This is a genomic window from Methanobrevibacter sp., from assembly GCF_045120835.1.
Taxonomy (GTDB): Archaea; Methanobacteriota; Methanobacteria; order Methanobacteriales; family Methanobacteriaceae; genus Methanocatella.
The window spans coordinates 1-17,187 of record NZ_JBGVFE010000095.1; the positions used below are offsets into that span (position 1 = coordinate 1).

At 35.4% G+C, this 17,187-nt stretch carries 19 protein-coding genes; 9 read left to right on the forward strand and 10 right to left on the reverse strand.

Annotated features, from left to right (window positions below):
- A partial coding sequence (locus ACJMLO_RS08395) for a DUF1297 domain-containing protein (RefSeq protein ID WP_405295790.1) occupies nucleotides 1-201 on the forward strand: 201 nt, incomplete at its 5' end.
- Nucleotides 202-208: 7 nt separating this feature from the next.
- On the opposite strand, the gene ACJMLO_RS08400 is transcribed toward ACJMLO_RS08395, so the two are convergent.
- The 3 genes from ACJMLO_RS08400 to ACJMLO_RS08410 form a co-directional block, all read right to left on the reverse strand.
- Entirely contained in the window at nucleotides 209-613 is a 405-nt protein-coding gene (locus ACJMLO_RS08400) for a hypothetical protein (protein ID WP_405295792.1), read from the reverse strand.
- 2 nt (nucleotides 614-615) lie between these two features.
- Nucleotides 616-999: a DUF5518 domain-containing protein gene (locus ACJMLO_RS08405; RefSeq protein ID WP_405295794.1), complete on the reverse strand. Its 384-nt coding sequence runs from the start codon at nucleotides 997-999 to the stop codon at nucleotides 616-618.
- A gap of 61 nt (nucleotides 1,000-1,060) precedes the next feature.
- The gene (locus ACJMLO_RS08410; protein ID WP_405295796.1) at nucleotides 1,061-3,658 is read right to left on the reverse strand and encodes an ATP-dependent helicase; all 2,598 of its coding nucleotides are present in this window, start codon (nucleotides 3,656-3,658) and stop codon (nucleotides 1,061-1,063) included.
- Nucleotides 3,659-3,867: 209 nt separating this feature from the next.
- Here ACJMLO_RS08410 and ACJMLO_RS08415 point away from each other — a divergent pair, with 209 nt between their 5' ends.
- The gene (locus ACJMLO_RS08415; protein WP_405295798.1) at nucleotides 3,868-4,638 is read left to right on the forward strand and encodes an SDR family NAD(P)-dependent oxidoreductase; all 771 of its coding nucleotides are present in this window, start codon (nucleotides 3,868-3,870) and stop codon (nucleotides 4,636-4,638) included.
- A 73-nt stretch (nucleotides 4,639-4,711) separates the two neighbouring features.
- Nucleotides 4,712-5,551 carry a HEAT repeat domain-containing protein gene (locus ACJMLO_RS08420; RefSeq protein WP_405295800.1) on the forward strand — a complete coding sequence of 280 codons (840 nt, stop codon included), beginning with the start codon at nucleotides 4,712-4,714 and terminating at the stop codon, nucleotides 5,549-5,551.
- Here the strand turns inward: ACJMLO_RS08420 and ACJMLO_RS08425 are convergent, their stop codons facing one another.
- Together ACJMLO_RS08425 and ACJMLO_RS08430 are read right to left on the reverse strand one after the other, a co-directional pair.
- Nucleotides 5,552-6,379 carry a carbon-nitrogen hydrolase family protein gene (locus ACJMLO_RS08425; protein WP_405295802.1) on the reverse strand — a complete coding sequence of 276 codons (828 nt, stop codon included), beginning with the start codon at nucleotides 6,377-6,379 and terminating at the stop codon, nucleotides 5,552-5,554.
- A gap of 42 nt (nucleotides 6,380-6,421) precedes the next feature.
- Complete coding sequence (locus ACJMLO_RS08430; protein WP_405295804.1) at nucleotides 6,422-7,132, reverse strand: zinc ribbon domain-containing protein; 711 nt, start codon at nucleotides 7,130-7,132, stop codon at nucleotides 6,422-6,424.
- Nucleotides 7,133-7,202: 70 nt separating this feature from the next.
- Here ACJMLO_RS08430 and ACJMLO_RS08435 point away from each other — a divergent pair, with 70 nt between their 5' ends.
- On the forward strand, nucleotides 7,203-7,682 hold the full coding sequence (locus tag ACJMLO_RS08435; RefSeq protein WP_405295806.1) for a hypothetical protein: 480 nt from the start codon (nucleotides 7,203-7,205) through the stop codon (nucleotides 7,680-7,682).
- Here the strand turns inward: ACJMLO_RS08435 and nucS are convergent.
- Complete coding sequence (nucS, locus tag ACJMLO_RS08440; protein ID WP_405295808.1) at nucleotides 7,679-8,461, reverse strand: endonuclease NucS; 783 nt, start codon at nucleotides 8,459-8,461, stop codon at nucleotides 7,679-7,681. The two genes, ACJMLO_RS08435 and nucS, sit on opposite strands and share 4 nt — an antisense overlap.
- A 178-nt stretch (nucleotides 8,462-8,639) precedes the next feature.
- On the opposite strand from nucS, the gene ACJMLO_RS08445 reads away from it, so the two are divergent.
- From ACJMLO_RS08445 to ACJMLO_RS08455, 3 genes are all read left to right on the forward strand, one after another.
- Nucleotides 8,640-9,533 (forward strand): alpha/beta fold hydrolase, encoded by an 894-nt coding sequence (locus tag ACJMLO_RS08445; RefSeq protein ID WP_405295810.1) that lies wholly within the window; start codon nucleotides 8,640-8,642, stop codon nucleotides 9,531-9,533.
- Nucleotides 9,523-9,798 carry a DUF5750 family protein gene (locus ACJMLO_RS08450; protein WP_405295812.1) on the forward strand — a complete coding sequence of 92 codons (276 nt, stop codon included), beginning with the start codon at nucleotides 9,523-9,525 and terminating at the stop codon, nucleotides 9,796-9,798. Before ACJMLO_RS08445 ends, ACJMLO_RS08450 begins: the two co-directional genes overlap by 11 nt.
- A 115-nt stretch (nucleotides 9,799-9,913) precedes the next feature.
- Nucleotides 9,914-10,903: a homoserine acetyltransferase gene (locus tag ACJMLO_RS08455; RefSeq protein WP_405295814.1), complete on the forward strand. Its 990-nt coding sequence runs from the start codon at nucleotides 9,914-9,916 to the stop codon at nucleotides 10,901-10,903.
- Nucleotides 10,904-10,922: 19 nt separating this feature from the next.
- Here the strand turns inward: ACJMLO_RS08455 and nadA are convergent, their stop codons facing one another.
- Genes nadA through rnz form a run of 3 tightly spaced genes read right to left on the reverse strand, consistent with a single transcriptional unit; the run spans nucleotide 10,923 to nucleotide 13,490 of the window.
- Nucleotides 10,923-11,840, reverse strand: coding sequence for a quinolinate synthase NadA (gene nadA, locus ACJMLO_RS08460; protein WP_405295816.1), 918 nt, complete (start codon nucleotides 11,838-11,840; stop codon nucleotides 10,923-10,925).
- A complete protein-coding gene (locus ACJMLO_RS08465; RefSeq protein ID WP_405295818.1) occupies nucleotides 11,830-12,594 on the reverse strand; it encodes a mechanosensitive ion channel family protein in 765 nt (254 codons plus the stop codon). Before ACJMLO_RS08465 ends, nadA begins: the two co-directional genes overlap by 11 nt.
- Nucleotides 12,591-13,490 carry a ribonuclease Z gene (gene rnz / locus ACJMLO_RS08470; protein WP_405295820.1) on the reverse strand — a complete coding sequence of 300 codons (900 nt, stop codon included), beginning with the start codon at nucleotides 13,488-13,490 and terminating at the stop codon, nucleotides 12,591-12,593. The genes ACJMLO_RS08465 and rnz overlap by 4 nt, the downstream gene beginning before the upstream one ends.
- A gap of 69 nt (nucleotides 13,491-13,559) precedes the next feature.
- Between rnz and nadC the strand changes: the two genes are divergently transcribed.
- Nucleotides 13,560-14,393: a carboxylating nicotinate-nucleotide diphosphorylase gene (nadC, locus tag ACJMLO_RS08475; protein ID WP_405295822.1), complete on the forward strand. Its 834-nt coding sequence runs from the start codon at nucleotides 13,560-13,562 to the stop codon at nucleotides 14,391-14,393.
- Here nadC and ACJMLO_RS08480 read toward each other — a convergent pair.
- Entirely contained in the window at nucleotides 14,370-15,947 is a 1,578-nt protein-coding gene (locus ACJMLO_RS08480; protein WP_405295824.1) for a DEAD/DEAH box helicase, read from the reverse strand. The two genes, nadC and ACJMLO_RS08480, sit on opposite strands and share 24 nt — an antisense overlap.
- 147 nt (nucleotides 15,948-16,094) lie before the next feature.
- Between ACJMLO_RS08480 and carA the strand changes: the two genes are divergently transcribed.
- Nucleotides 16,095-17,177, forward strand: coding sequence for a glutamine-hydrolyzing carbamoyl-phosphate synthase small subunit (gene carA / locus ACJMLO_RS08485; protein ID WP_405295826.1), 1,083 nt, complete (start codon nucleotides 16,095-16,097; stop codon nucleotides 17,175-17,177).
- The last annotated feature ends 10 nt before the right edge of the window (nucleotides 17,178-17,187 follow it).

A 17,187-nucleotide genomic window follows, 5' to 3' on the forward strand; every position in this document is an offset into this window, starting at 1 on the left:
ATGCAAACATTAGTAAATGATAATTTGGAAGTAATCTGTTTTGAAATCAGTGCAAGAACTGACGGTGGAACAAACACATTTATGGATGGTTCTCCTTACTCCTACTTAACTTATGGCAAACCAATGAGTATGGGTAGAAGAGTGGCTGTTGAAATTAAAAAAGGAATAGAAAGAGATGAATTAGATAAAATAATAACATAAATTGTTATTATTTTTTATTTTTCTTTTTATTTTTTCCGATGTTCTGTTTTTTCTCATATTCTTCTAAAGCTTTTACACGACTTCTTTTTGTCCATGCACCAACAAAACCAACAAATACACCAACAACAAGAATCAAGACGGTTAAAGCCAACATTCCATTTTCAGTTAAGAAAAAACCGTCAAATTGTCCCATATAACCTTGGAATGTCAAGACAATGATTGGTGTGGATGCAAATCCTCCTGCAAATGCTCCGGTCTTAACATCCCTTTGACCATATCCTGCGTATAACAGACCCATTGCAGAAAACGGATATAACCAATCCCATATTTGATATCCAAATAAAATAAATGCCGCAGCTATTGCCGCTCCAAATACTAAAGCTTTAAAATTTATTTCAGGTAAGTTCATCATATTTATCTCTCCGAATTTTTGTTTTTAGAGGATATTGCTCCTCCAATAGCTCCGGTAATTCCCATAACTATTGCATAATAAATTATTGATTCAAGAATTGCAACAAGACTTGTAATTCCGGATAATGTAAATCCTGTTAATCCTCCAAAGATTCCGGTTAAACTGCCTCCAAATGTCACAACCAAAATGAACAGTATTGCGCCAATGATTGTGCCCAATGCTCCGGCAAGTGCAGCATTCCATAAACCTCCTAAGGCTCCGGAATGAGCAATATAACCTGTAATGAATCCTACAATTAATAATCCTACAAATTCATAAGGTGCAAAAAATGCCTTAACTATTATTGCCAGTATGAAACCAACAAATACTGCGCTCCATTTAGCCATAATATCACCTTTTCATATAATTATTTAATCTCATTATTAAAATTATTTGCTTTTTTTAATTCTAATAGATGTCTTTTAGTTTATCTTTAATCTGGTCAAGTATTGCTTTATGCATTCTTTTTGAAAATTCTCCTTTGTCATTTTGATTTAAAACATCCAAATAACCTTGTGAAACAAGATTGAATGCAAATGGGCTAGGTATTACAGTATCAATGGTTTTTATTTCCATCTCTCTGGAATCTACCATGTTAATAATTTTAAGTGCATTCTTTACATCCATATAATCTTCCATGGCCTCTCGCCTCGCTTCCTTTAGGATTGAAAAGTCATCATCCATGTCCTGAACAAATTTGAGCAATATCTTTCCCCGTACCTGTTGGCGGCCTGCCGATTTGGATTCTCCCTTGTATCTTCTGAGAGTCATTAAAGATCTTCCGGCGCAATGCCTGAATCTGGAAGCCAGTGTTTCTGTTTTATTCAGGGAATTTGCCAGAATTCTTTCAAAATTCTCGGGATTTAATTTTTTAAAGGATTCCAAACCTCCGATAACTCCATCCGAGCTTAAATAAAATCCATTGTCGGATATTGATATTGTTACGTTGGTATTGTATCTCTGGGCTACAACATAAGCCACAGCACGGGAGAGGGCATCATTGACCTTTCGGCCAAACAGCGAATGGAATATTACAAATTTCCTCCCTCCATATCCCTTGTAGTATTCAATTAGCAGACATCTGTTGGAGGGGATTTTGGCATATTTATATTGTTCAACGAAGTATTCGTAAATTGAATTGGCCGCAAAATCGTCGACATACAAATAATCATAAATGAATTCCATAATTTCTTCCTTGCTTCTTCGGTATTCGAATTTAGCTTCCATATATGACCGGAACTTCTGTATGTCCATTGCAAGGTCAAAGGATAGCGGAAGTTGCTGTGAAAACCATGAAGGTATTGTTGGCGGTCCACTTGAAGGAGTAACGTTTATTGTCATTCCTTTTGCATAATTGAATCTGTAGGTGCGTCCACCCAAAACGAATGTATCTCCTTTTTTCAATCTCTCCATAAATGCCTCTTCGATTTTTCCAACTGTTTCACCGTCATATTTGACAAGAACTCCTGAGGAATCTGGGATTGTTCCAATGTTTGTCGAATAAAGCATTCTTGCCAGTTTTCCACGTTTTCCAAATGTGTTCTTTTCATAGTCAATCCATATCTTGGCATAAACATATCTCTCTTCAAGTTCGGGATATTCTCCGGCCATATAGCTTAAGACGTCTTCGTAATCGTCTCTTGTAAGGTCCTTATAACAATAGCTCTTCCTTATAACATCATATGCATAGTCAATGTCCCAGGGATTTTCTATGCTCATTCCATAGATGTGCTGAGCCAGAACATCCAAACAGTTTGTAGGTATTGATATTTTATCAATTTTACCTTCTTTTGCATTCTTTAAAAGTACGGAACACTCAACCAAATCGTCACGATTGGTTACAATGATTTTTCCGCGTGATTTTTCATGCAACCTATGTCCACTTCGTCCGATTCTTTGAAGGGCTCTTGCAACCGATTTTGGAGAGTTTATCAAAACAACCAAATCGATATAACCGATATCAATACCAAGCTCCAATGAAGTGGAAGAGACTACGGCCTTTAATTTTCCTTCTTTCAGTTTGTTTTCCGTTTCCAGTCTGACTTCCTTTGAAAGCGAGGAGTGGTGAGCCATTATGTTTTCGTTGTTGTAGTGCATAGGATACATTTTCTTCAAATTATAAACAAAACGTTCCGTTCCGCTTCTTGTATTTGTAAAGATTAATGTGGTTTTGTTTTCCCAAATCAAATCGTCAAGCATGTCATACATTCCGAGTCTGGTGTCCTCTTCATCTGCAAGCACTATATCGCTTACAGGACACATCACTTCCATATCCAGCTCTTTTAGGTAGTTTACATTAACCACTTTGCAGTTCCTCTCAACGCCGTATTCATAACCGGCTAGAAATTTGGCAACCTCTTCAATTGGGCTGACAGTTGCCGATAGCCCAATTCTTGTATATTGGCCAATCAAATGCTGCAATCTTTCAAGAGATAAGCTTAAATGAACTCCTCTTTTGTTTTCAGCAAGAGAATGGATTTCATCAACTATGACATATCTTACGTGACTCAGCTTTTCTCTAAACTTTGGGGCTACGAGCAATATTGATAATGTCTCGGGGGTGGTAATTAGGATGTGCGGAGGTTTTTTAAGCATCTTTTGCCTTTGATATTGCGAAGTGTCTCCGGTCCTGACGGCTTTTCTTATGTTTAATTTTTTACCGGCAATTTTTTCAATTCCGTTTAGCGGTTCGTCAAGGTTCTTTTCAATATCATTGTCAAGAGCCTTTAGGGGTGAGATGTAAATGCAGTAGACCTTATCCTCTAATTCCTCTTTTTCGGCAAGCTCGGTCAGTTCACTTAGAACGGACAGGAATGCAGTTAAAGTTTTACCTGACCCTGTTGGTGATGATATTAGTATGTTGTTCTTTTTGTGAATGTCAATGATTGATTTTTTCTGAGCGGGAGTAAAATCCTCAAATTGTGAGTTAAACCATTTCTGAACCCAAGGATGCAGGGTTTTTAAAATCTGTTTTTTGGTGTAACTTTTTGTTTGCTCTTCAATCATTTGCGATTCCTCATATCTCTATTGGCATTATTGTTTTATTTAATTTTATGTTTTTTTTTAATGGATTTGCTGTTTTGAATATTATTAAGCATGTTTAATATTGTGTTAAAAATAGTTCGATTATTAACGAATTTAATAGATAAAAATAATTAAATAGTTAAAATGTGTATAATATTATACATAGGCTTATGCCTAAGGTGGTATAAAAAATGAAAAACTATTTTGATATTAAAGACAAAGTAGCTCTTGTAACTGGTGCTTCCTCTGGTCTTGGTTGGCAAATTGCTCAAGCATATGCAAGCCAAGGAGCAAAATTAGCATTATTCGCAAGAAGAGAAGAAAGATTACAAGAAAACGTTGCAGAAATCCAAGAGAAATTTGGAACTGAAGTAATGTATGCGGTTACTGACGTGGCAGACACAGAAAATATCGCAGAATCCGTTAAAAAAGTAATTGACCATTATGGAAGGATTGACATCTTGGTAAATGCTGCAGGTATGGGTAACAATAAACCTGTAATGGAACAAACTACCGAAGAATGGGATCATCACATCAAAATAGATTTAAGTGGTGTTTACTACATGTGTGCCGAAGTTGGAAAATACATGATTGACCAAAATTACGGTAAAATCATCAATATCGGTTCAATTCACTCAAGAGTAATCTTCCCTGGAGGAGGAATCAGTGCATACTCCTCAGCAAAAGGTGGAGTAATGAACCTGACCAAAAACTTGGCTGTAGAATGGGCTAAATACAACATTACCGTAAATGCAATTGGTCCTGCTGTATTTGCAACCGAATTGACACAAGACACCATTGACCTAGAAGGATTCATGGACCTTATCGTAGCTTACTGTCCTGCTGGCCGTTTAGGTGAACCTGGTGAATTGGATGGATTGGCAATTTATCTGGCTTCAGATGCATCCAGTTACTGTACTGGACAATTGATTTGTGTAGACGGTGGATGGACAGCTATTTAAATAAGAGATTTTTTCTCTTATTTTTTTCTATTTTTTGTAAAGATTATATATTCTTAAAATCTAACTTATTATCATGACTAATTTAAATGATGCTATTAACGATTTATCAAGTGATGACGTTAAAGTCAGAAAAGAAGCTATCGAATCATTGGTTGGCACAACTGATGAAGAAGCTATTGAACCATTAATTAAAGCCACTACAGATGAAAACGCTCAAGTAAGATTTAAGGCTGCTGAAATTTTGGGTAGCATGGGTGATGTGGCAGTTGATAAATTAATTGAAGAGTTTGAAAATGCAGAAGGCAAAGACAAAAGATTTTTAGCTTTTGCACTTAAAGAAACCGAGGATAAAAAGGTTATTCCTTATTTTGTCAAGGCAACTGAAGATGAAGACTTTGGAGTTAGAAAAGTTGCGGTAAGGTCTTTAGGTGAACTTCAGGCTGATGATGAACTGGACTGCATTGCAAAATGCCTTGAAGATGAAGACTGGGGAGTTAGACTGGCTGCCATTCAGGCATTAGGAGACCTTGCAACTGATGAGTCAATAAAGTTAATCAAGGATGCAAGAAAAACCGAAGAGGATAAGGACTTCAAAAAGTCATGCAATAAAGCCATCAAGAAGGCTCAAAAAAGGCAAAAAGCAAAGGCATCCGGTGAGGCTGTTGTAAAAGTCATTCCAATGAGCACAATTAAAGAAATGGAAAAAACCAATCCTCAAAAAGCAATTAAAGAATATGAGCGTTATGTGGATGCAAAACAGACTAAAGACGCTCCATATAAAAGATTATGTATTTTATACAGAAAAGCTAATGACTATGACAATGAAGTCAGGGTCATTGAAACCGCAATTGAAGTATTCGACGGAACTAAAAAGCAGGATTACTTCAAAAAAAGGTTGGCTAAATTGAAATAGTTATTTTTGAATAACTTCGTAGAGATCATTTCTTTTATTTTTTAAAAGAGGAATCTCTTCCCTTACTTTTTTTATTTCATCCAAATCAATCTCACAGAAAATCAAATCTTCTTTTTCATCCGCTTCAGTTATGACTTCTCCCCAGGGATTTGTTACAATTGAATGGCCGTAACTGTGATAGCTGGCATCCATGTTAAGTGCAGGTGCAACGCCAACACAGAAAACCTGATTGTCGAGAGCCCTTGAACGGAATAGCAGCTCCCAGTGGGCGGGGCCTGTGGTCATGTTAAATGCTCCCGGATAAAATAGTATCAATGCACCCTCCTCAACCATTACTCTTGCAAGCTCAACAAAACGCACGTCATAACAAATTCCGATGCCTATCCTGCCGAATTCAGTATCAACGACTGTAAATTCATCACCTGCAGTCAGCACATCGGATTCCTTAAAGGTAATCTTGTCTTTAACGTCAATATCAAAAAGATGCATTTTCCTGTGTTTTGCTATAATCTCGCCGGTTTTGTCAAAAAGGTAACTGGTATTGTATAATTTGTCATTTTCCTTTTCGGGAATTGATCCGGCTAAAATATAAACATCATTGGCTCGTGCCAGTTTTGAAATATTGTCTAAAGTGTAGCTGGCATGTTCCTCTTCGCAATATTCAATGAATTTGTCATTGGAATATGGACAGTTAAACATTTCAGGCAAAACTATAAAATCAGCATTTTCATCTACACTTCTAGCTATCATTGAGCTAGCTTTGTTGATATTTGTCTGTTTATCGTCAATAACATTCATTTGACAAAGGGCAAGTTTTATTTTTGTCATTTTAACACATAAAAATAGAAAAAAAGTATGAATAAATCATACTTAAGCGATATCTGCAGAATTTATTGCACTTTCAATATCTTCAGATGAAAGTGAGTTTTCAGAACTTCCAGTAATTTTAAAGACGTATAGTTTTCCATCACTAAACATAGAAACGTATCTTGTGTAATCGCCATCGGCATTTTCTAATATCATGTTGGATGCGTTTCTACCGTCTAAAGTTATTGTTTCAACAACTTCTACATAATCGCCACTTCCTTGAGCAACACTTATTCTGTCTTGATTTATCTCTTTTAAAGATGCTGCATCATTGGAAATGTTATAATATTCAATAGTTACATTATTTTTATTTTGGAAAAATACTGCTCCAGGATGTTCCTCATCAGTTAAGTTAATCTTTTTCCAACTGTTTGGGTATTTAAATGCAAAATCTGCAGAACTGTACTCAAGCAAATCATTTGTCTGAATCACTTTTGAGTTGCCATTGTGATTATTTGTTCCACTGAGTACGATTCCACCAATAACAATTAAAGTTATAGCTAGTATAATCCCAATAACAAGCTTTTTGTCTTTGATGATACTGATAGTATCCTCATCATTATTGGTTTCTTTTTTAACTATTGGTTCTTCTTGTTGGAAAATATCTTCCCTTTTAGGGGCTACAACCTTTGATTTAGGAAATTTGTAACCACAATTTCCACATACGGGAGCACCATCATAACTAGGATTTCCACATTCAGGACATTTTTTCACAGATTAAACCTCCATTAAAATTAACATTTATTATTTATGATATAAAAATATATTTAATGAATGTGATATTATGGCGGAAGACAAAATTATTAATCTTGATGATATTAATTATGCAATTTATAAAATAGGCGAATGGAAAAATCATTATGAAATTAATCAGATTGGTTTATCCCGTGAGATTCCAGTTACAAAAAATACTATAACTCATATTAAGTTCTCAATGGATGAAATTAGAAATTCTCAATTTTCAGTATCTGATAAAGAAGTCAATGGATTCGTTGCCATTGCATTGCAATTGAATCCAAATGTTCAGGAAATGGAATTGGATGATGTGGTCGAATTGGAAAAAGAGGAATATCAAAATATATTGTCTGAGTTAGAGGATTTGGAAGTTTTAGATGATTCTGGCACCATTCCTCTTGAAAGCGAAGATTATCTCATTTACAAATTGGAAAAGGATTGTCATGTGACAACTTCAATCCCTGCAAACGATTTTACTAAAAAATTCTATCAGGAGGAGCTAAAAAGAATTGAAGATGCGCTGGATTAGAAGAAGTCCAGTGTTACTTTTTTATCTCTTTTCAACTCTCTAGGCGGTTCGACAGACACGAATTCAATGCCTTCCTCTTCAACCATCTCTAAAGCGTCATCCATGATTGATGGAGCAACAAGCAATCCTCTGATTTTTTTCTTTTCAGCCTTGCATTCCTTTAAATAGTCATTTTCCGTATTTTCCAAATCCTGCAAGTATCTTCTAAGCTGTTTAACGGCAGTCACTCCGGCTTTTCGAGCTTTCAGCTCCAATACCATTAAATTATTGTCGCTGTCTTTTCCCAGAATGTCAATAAAACCGTGTTCGACACTGTATTCACGTGTGGTGGGGGTAAAGCCTTCTTCAATCATATGTGGCTTTTCCATTATCATGTCACTCATGTCCTTTTCATATCCTGCCTGTTCAAGCTCTTCAAAGTCTTCAATGTTTGCATAATTGATAAACTGAATCTTTTTTATTTCCACGGTCAATAATTCTTTTGGAGTCCTTCTGTGGCTTTCAAGGAACAGATTGTCATTTTTGATATATGCTTTTGTTTTTGATTTTGGAGGTTGCCAATTCACTGGTTCAACTTTCTTTTCCTGATGGATTAAAAATGCTCCGTCCGGTTTAATCATGATTATACGTTCTCCCCAGTTCAGTTCACTGATTGCCCTTCCCTCGTAGTTTACTTTACAGCATGCAAAAATAAGTATTGTGGCCTTTTTTCTTAAGGCGTCATGAACGAGGTCATATGCATCTTCGCAATTTGGTTTTTCTAAAATTTTATATTTCATCACAATAACATTAGTTAGTTTAATTTAAATATTTTGTTTTTAAAATCAATTAGTATAATATGTTGGGGGAATTTTAATTTACGATGAAGAATATTTTGAAGATAAGAAAGAGTATTTTACACTACAGTCCTTTGAATTTGAAAATGGAAAAGTAATTGACAATCCCAAGATTGAATATATGACCTTCGGAACTCCAAAATATGATGATAATGGAGATATCGATAATGCGATTATTTATTGTTCAGGCTCTTTAGGAGACTTCTCCGGAATCAACAAGATTTTGCCTCTGACTGAAAGTGGAGATGCTTTTGATGCGGATAAGTATTTTTTCATATGCATGTCAGCTTTAGGCTCACCTGGAAGCTGTTCTCCATCAAGCACTGATTTAAAAAATAAATTCCCAAAATATAGTCTTGTTGATGTGGTTAATTTTCAAAAACAATTTCTATCAGAAAAATTCGCAATAAAACACGTTTTAGGGTTGATTGGTAACTCAATGGGTGGTTTTGTTGGCCTAACACAAGCTATTGAATACCCTGATTTTCAGGATTTCGTCATCTGTGGCGTAAGCAGTTACAAGGTGGCAGGACATGATTATATTCTCTCAAAATTTGTTGATGAAATCATAACTTCCGATCCTGATTATGCTAAGGGCGAAATGACTTATTCGTTGGTAAGGACTTTAAGACTTGCCTGTCTGGCTGAATTTAACTTTGGTCTTTCTAAAGAAGCTTTAAGGGCAATGACCAATGAAGAGTTGTCTGCGGATTTTGAAACATTCGGCAATGAAATGCTTGAAACGGATATCTACGATTTGAAATATTGCAATGAGTCATGCATGAACTTTAATGTTGAAGGAAATTTGGATAAAATCACCGCCAAAGTTTTAATCATCTCATGCAAGCAAGACCCACATTTTCCCCCGGAATTGGATGGAATTCCAATGTCTGAAATGATTGAAAATTCCAAACTGTTAATTATGGATTCTGAACTTGGACATTTGTGTTTCAACGAACTTGAAACAATTTCCGATGAATTAAAAGAATTCATGGAGGAATTTGGTGATAGTTAATATTGTGGATTATGGTGAAAAAGATGGCAAGAAATTCATCGAATACATGGTTTCTGGATTGTCATTTGGGCAATTAAGTTATCTGAACAATCATCTTGATGAAGAGATTGCTATCGATGGTGACAATCTGATATTGACAATGTATTTTGATGAAAAGCTCTATCCCTTTCAAAGCGATGTTGCAAAAATCAGAATTGATGATTTTATTGCCCGTGAAGAGATAGAAATGAATATGTTCCTATCAGGCTTTTTGGAAGACATGTGATTTTTGAATATTTTTTAAGATTTTCAAATTAATTTCAGTAATCTTTTAGACTTTTTTTCATTTAAATACTTTTATATGCCTTTAAGTCTAATTAATTATTAAAGGTTGAATTATTATGATTACTGAAGAAATCCATGAGGGATATGGTCGGTACACAATTGACAGGTTTGAATTTGAATATGGTCGTGTACTTGAAAATGCTTCTGTAGAATATTCCTTAACCGGCACTCCCAAGTTTGATGATGAAGGAAACATTGTCAATGCTATTGTTTATTGCCATTCTTATAGTGGGGATTATGCCTCTCTTAATAATCTCTATGAGGTTACCCAAGAGGGATCTTCTTTTGATAAAAATGAATATTTCTTAATATCCATAACCTCTTTAGGTGTTCCAGATTCATGCAGTCCTTCGATTACAGGGTTAAATCAGAATTTTCCGGCATATTCAATTAAGGATGCTGTAAATTTCAAAAGGCAATTTTTAAAAGAAAAATTAGGTATTGAAAGTGTTCATGGAATTTTGGCTCGTGGATTCGGAGGTTATGAGGCCTATACATGGGCTTGCGAATATCCTGATGAAATGGATTTTTTAATCATACATTCTAGTTCCTATAAAACAGGCGGCTATAGATATGTCATTGCTAAATGCATGGACACTATTGTAGGGTCCCATGATGAGTTAAATACTGAATCTTATGATGAATCACTATCTAAAGTAATGGTTTCGGTTAATAGCCTTTTGTATTCGACCTATTTTTCAAAAAGGATTTTTCAGGAAATGTCTAATGATGAGATTGATGTTTTGATGGATGATTTCATAGATGATGGGCTGTTTATGGATCTCTACGATTTCAAGTTCATAAATGATTCAATCCTTAATTATAATATTGAGGATAAACTGGAAAATATTAAGGCAAAAGTATTGATTATATCCTCAAAATGTGATATTTATTATTCTCCTGAATTTGATAGTCTCCCTTTAAAAGACATGATTAAAAATTCAAAAGTAATTTTATATGATTTTGTAAGAAAAAATGCTGATGATGATGATTTTTCTTATTTTATGGATGATTTAAACGAATTCATGAGTCAATTTAAAAAATAAGAAAATAATTCTAAAAAAACTATTTTGAAACACTTAACATGTGTTCTACAGCTTTTCTAGATTTATCTGCAACTTCTTTTGGCAATGTGACTTCAGGAGCTTCATTTACGAGAGCGTCCCTTATCTTTTCAAGTGTATGCAATTTCATTGTTTCACAGATTGCCCCTTCAAGCAATGGATAGAGTTTTTTGCCTGAAACTTCGGAATTGATTCTTGTAATCATGTCAATTTCAGTTCCGATAACGAATTCCTCTTTATCGCTTTTAGCAATATGCCTTAACATTCCTCCAGTTGACATTACCTCGTCACATGCTTTTTGAACTTCAAGTTTACATTCTGGGTGACAGATTATCTCTGCATTAGGGTATTGTTCTCTTTTGAGTTCAACATCTTCAACAGCGAATAGTCTGTGAACATAGCAGTGACCGTCACGCGGAACCGGGATAATTTCCTTGTCTATCTTTTCTCCAACATGGGTTCCCAGGTTTTTGTCCGGTCCGAATAATATCTTATCTTGAGGTATGCTTTCAGCCACTTTTACTGCATTGGCTGAAGTACATAGGGTGTCTGCGTGCTGTTTTGCCTCAGCAATACTGTTTACATAAAGGATAACCCCCGCGTCAGGGTGTTCCTCTTTGGCCTTTAGCAATTCCTCTTCCGGAAGCATATGTGCCATTGGACATTCTGCCTCAAGGGTAGGTATGACAATTTTTTTATCAGGATTTAGAATAAATGCAGTTTCTGCCATGAAATCCACACCACAGAATACAACTAAATCTTTGTCATCAATTTCAGAAGCTTTTATACATAATTCAAGTGAATCTCCAAGAAAATCAGCAATTTCCTGAACTTCTTTTGGCTGATAATTGTGTGCAAGTATAATTGCATTTTTTTCATCTTTTAATTTCAATATTTCCTCTTGAAGTTTACTGTTCATCATTTTCACCCATTTTTATAAATTTTCTTATCTCGTTAGTGATTATTATTTTATATTCATCTTTATTATTAAAACTTTTTACCCAGAAGGATACTTTAACTTTTGATTGTTTAAAGGTTATTTCCTTTGCAAAAACATCAGGCTTTGGACTTTCAGCAATTTCAGGGTAACTTTCCATTCTTTCAATAATGTACTTTCTAAACTCTTCCACATCGATATTTAATGGCAGGCCTGTTAAGATATCCGCCCGATATTTTTCAGGAGTTTTGAAGAGCAGATACTCATTATTTGTCAATGTTGAGTTTGGAACATTGTTCTTTACTCCATTGTCGTCAACAACTATTGTTGTTCTAAGTGAAATTCGCTCAACAATTCCCTTTTTGCCGTGTATTTCAATCGTGTCTCCAACTTTAATACTTTTGCCGATAATCAGGATTATTCCGGAAAATAGGTTTGAAATAATGTCTTTGGCCGCAAAACTCACTGCAATACCTACGATACCTAAACTCAATAGGGTTCCTGCAAGATTAATTCCAAAATATTGCAGAATGGCCATCAATGCAATAAAATAGATTATATAATTGATGATGTCTGTAATAAGATAAATTGCGGTCTTGTCTTTTTTGAATCTTTCCATTTTATTGAACAGTCTTGCAATGACTCTGGTTATTATGGATGTAATAAAAATAATCAGCAGGATACTGATTAAAGTCATTGTAGCGTCATTAACGTTTGGCAAATTTGAAGCAATCATAATTCTATTTCCATTAAATCGTAAGCCAATTTCGTATTTTCAAAGATTTTTTTGGCTTCTTTTAACATGATGTCTGCATATTCATCACCGTATCTGGTGCTTATATGGGTCAAAATCAATTCCTTGCTGTTTGAATCCCTGGCAGTATATGCCGCATCAACAGAAGTCGAATGGCCGTATTCTTCTGCATTAATGCTGTCTTTTTGAATAAATGTTGATTCATGAATAAGTAGTGTGGAATCACGGGCAAACATTATCATTTCTTCACAAGGTCTTGTGTCTCCTGAATATGTTATTTTTGTTCCTTTTCTAGGCTCTCCAAGGACTTGTTCTGGTTTTATGATTTTGCCATCAATTTCAACCTCTTCGCCATTATGCAATCGTCCAAATGCAGGACCAACCGGAACACCCAATTCAATGGCCTTTTCTCTTAAAAATCTAGGTTTTTTCTTCTCTTCAATTGAATAGGCAAGGGAGAGTGTATTATGCTTAACTCTTTGAGCTGTAATAAAGTATTCTTCATTATCAACAATGATTCCGGAGTCTATTTCGATAAATTCCACCGGATATTCAATTACACAATATCCTAATGAATATATTGCATCTTTGATTTTATTCAATCCTTTCGGACCGTAGATTGTTAATTTGGATTCTCTTCCGTTCAAACTCATTGACTGCAACAATCCTGGAAGGCCCAATATATGATCTCCGTGATAATGAGTAATGAATATCTTGGATATTTTCATTGGACTTACGCTGCTATGTAAAATTTGTCTTTGAGTTGCTTCGCCGCAATCAAACAAGATTGTTTCACCAAATGCCTTAATTGCAATTGAGGGGTGATTTCTTTCTTTTGAATGAACTGCAGAGGAAGTTCCTAAAAATATTATTTCCATAATGTAATCACTTTTATATTTCTTGAGATAATATATATTCATAGTTATATTAAATTTTTAGGTGATTTTTTGGATAAAATTATTGAGTATATGCTGGCTGAAGACGAAGGATTTGGGGATATTACATCCAACGCCGTAGTTGAAGAGGGAAAAATTGTCAATGGATGTATAGTCTCAAAAGATGAGGGTATCCTGGCGGGCATAGATATTGTTCGTGATTTGTTTGAGGAATACGGTGTTGAAGTCAAGTTCTGGATGAAAGATGGAGTTAGAATTACTTCCGGAGACATTTTAATGTCCTTTGTTGGTGAAGCAAGAAAAATCCTGCTTTTGGAAAGAACTGCCCTTAATCTGATTATGAGAATGAGCGGAGTTGCAACCGCTGCCAATCATTATGCCAAATTGGTTAGTAACTTTGATGTAAGGGTGGCAGGAACACGCAAGACATCTCCGGCAATTGGAAAATTTGACAAATACGGTCTGAAAGTTGGTGGAGCCGACACCCACAGGTTCAGTTTGGATGACATGGTTCTTATTAAGGACAATCATATTGCAACATGCAAATCACCTCTTGAAGCTCTTTTAAGGGCAAAACAAAACACAAGTTTTTCCAAAAAAATAGAGATTGAAGTTGAAACATTGTCTGATGCGGTTGAATGCGTAAAAAATGGTGCGGATATTGTGATGCTTGACAATATGGGGCCAACTGATGTTAAAGAGGTCATTGATGAGCTTGAAAAATTAGGCATTCGCCAAAATTCATTGATTGAAGTTTCAGGCGGCATAACTGAAGACAATATTCTTGATTATGCTGATTTGGGCGTGGACATCATATCAATCGGTGCATTGACACATTCCTCAAGAAGCCTGAATTTCAGCTTAAGAATTGACCAATCTCAATGATAATTTTTCCTTTAATTCCTCATTGCTCATTTCAGTGAGGAATGTTTCATCACTGCTTATTGCCTTTTCAGCCAGGTCAAGTTTGCTCTTGCTCATTTCGTCTATTACTTCTTCAAGTGTTCCTTTGGTGATGAATCGGTATACCATGACATCACTTTTTTGACCAATACGATGCACACGGTCAGTCGCCTGGTTTTCTATGGCAGGATTCCACCATAAGTCATAGTGAATGACATTTTGAGCGGCAGTCAGGTTCAATCCCACGCCTCCTGTTTTAAGTGTCGCAACAAGAATCTTATAATCCTCATTTTCCTGAAAATTGTCGATTACTTCATTTCTTTTTTGCTGTGTAAGGGAACCGTGCAGGAATAAAACGTCTGTTTTTAACTTTTTGGAGACTAGCTTTTGTATGATTTTACCCATCTGTGCGTATTGGGTAAAGATTATCACTTTTTCATCGATATCCAGGATATTTTCAAGAAGCGTAATCAGCAGTTCCATCTTTCCGGATTCTGAAATTTTTGGATTGTCCGAACGCAGATATTGTGCCGGATGATTGCAGGCCTGCTTCAAACCGGTTATTATGTTTAAGATAACTCCTCTTCTTTCTATGCCGGTTTTTCCTTCCAGATCTTCAAATATTCCGTCCATTATTGCATTGTATAGTTTTATCTGTTTGTTCGTTAGGTTGCAGTAGATGTCATTAACGATTTTATCCGGAAGCTCGTCCTTGATGTTGTCGTCGGTTTTCAGACGTCTTAAAACAAATGGTTTGGTTATAGTTTTGAATTTTTCCAGTGTGGAGGTTTCTTCAAGCCTCTCGATTCTCATGACATAGTTTGCCTTAAAGTTGTCAAGCGTTGAGAGGTATCCCTTGTTTACGAAATCAAATATTGACCAGTAGTCGGTTAGCTTGTTTTCAATCGGCGTTCCGGTCAGGGCAATTTTATTTGCTGCAGGGACATTTTTTATTGCCTTTGTCTGTTGTGTATTTGGATTTTTGATGTTTTGGGCCTCATCAATAACGCATATGAACCATTTTTTGTCTGAAAACATATCCAAATCAAGCCTGATTACTCCATAGGATGTTAATATGATGTCGTACTCTTCAAGTGGAAATGTCCTGTTGGATCCGTGATAAATGTAATAGGTGAGTTTAGGTGTGAACTTCTTGATTTCATTTTCCCAGTTCGATATTAGGGTAGGTGGAACGATTATTAGTGAAGGCTCGCTGTCAAGGGGATTCATTTCCTTAAAATGGAGTATTGCACTTAAAACCTGAATGGTTTTACCAAGACCCATATCGTCAGCCAATATGCATCCAAAATTATATTTGATATTTGAAACAAGCCATGAATAACCTATCTTTTGGTATGGCCTCAACTCTCCGGTCAATGTTTTTGGGATGTCATAGGCTTTGGTCTCCCCAATCATTTTTTTGAATTTCTTAAAATCCTGGGAGTTTTTCAATTGATTTTTAATTAACTTTTCAGATTCACGGTCCATAGTCCTGGTCTCGGTAATTTCTGTAATCAAGTATGTCTTTTGATTCAATTAAATATTTTCATGCTGGGAGTGGGTTTAACATTTTTTAATTTTTACATTAATTTTTCAAAATAATCTAAAAAAACAAAGTTTAATAATATTGTAAAATATAATATATTAAAGATATAGAATTATATTTTTTGAAATGGTGATTTAATGGTAAAAATAGCTAAATTGGCTTTGGAAGATGGTACTATTTTAAAAGGTGAAGCATTCGGTCATGAAACCACCAAATTGGGAGAACTTGTTTTTTCTACCGGTATGGGAGGATACACTGAATCTTTAACTGATCCGTCTTTTAAAGGGGAAATATTAATGTCCACTTATCCTTTAGAGGGAAATCATGGGGTAAGTGAGAAGTGGTATCAATCTGATAAAATTCAGGTTGAAGGATTTGTTTGTCGTGAGGTTTGCCGTGAACTTTCATACTACGGACCTCAAAAGACTTTGGATGAATTTTTAAAGGAATTTAAAACTCCTGGAATAAGTGGAATCGACACTCGTGACTTGACATTGAAGATTAGGGAGAGAGGTTCTCTTAAAGCGGCAATCACAACTGAAGATATTGATGATGACAAACTTCTGGACATGGCAAAGTCACAGCCTAGCATTGAAGATGTGGATGTTGTGCCTCTTGTGTCCACAAAGGAAATCAAACAGTTCAATGAAGATGCAGATAAAAAAGTCGCTTTGATTGATTGTGGTGTTAAAAAGAATATCATCAACTCATTTTTAGAAAGGGATATTGGAATTGTCTTATTCCCGTATGATACCGATTATAAAACAGTTCTGGATTATTCACCATCCGGATTGATGATTACTTCCGGACCTGGAAACCCTGATAGGGTATTTGAAACTATCGAGACAATGAAAAAACTGTCAAATAGATTGCCGATATTTGGAATATGTATGGGTCAGCAGCTGATTGCAAAGTCATTCGGTGCAAGGTCATACAAAATGAAATTCGGTCACCGTGGTGAAAACCAGCCGGTTAAGGATTTGGAATCCGGAAAAGTATTCATCACTTCACAAAATCATGGTTTCACTATTGACAAGGAATCCTTAAAGGAAACAGATTTGGTATTGACTCAAATAAACTTAAATGATGGAACTCCAGAGGGTATTTCACATAAAGAATTGCCATTGCATTGTATACAGTACCATCCCGAAGCGGGACCGGGTCCAAATGATACAACACATATTTTCGATGAATTTAACCAAATGATGGATGATTATTAAATTTAAAGGG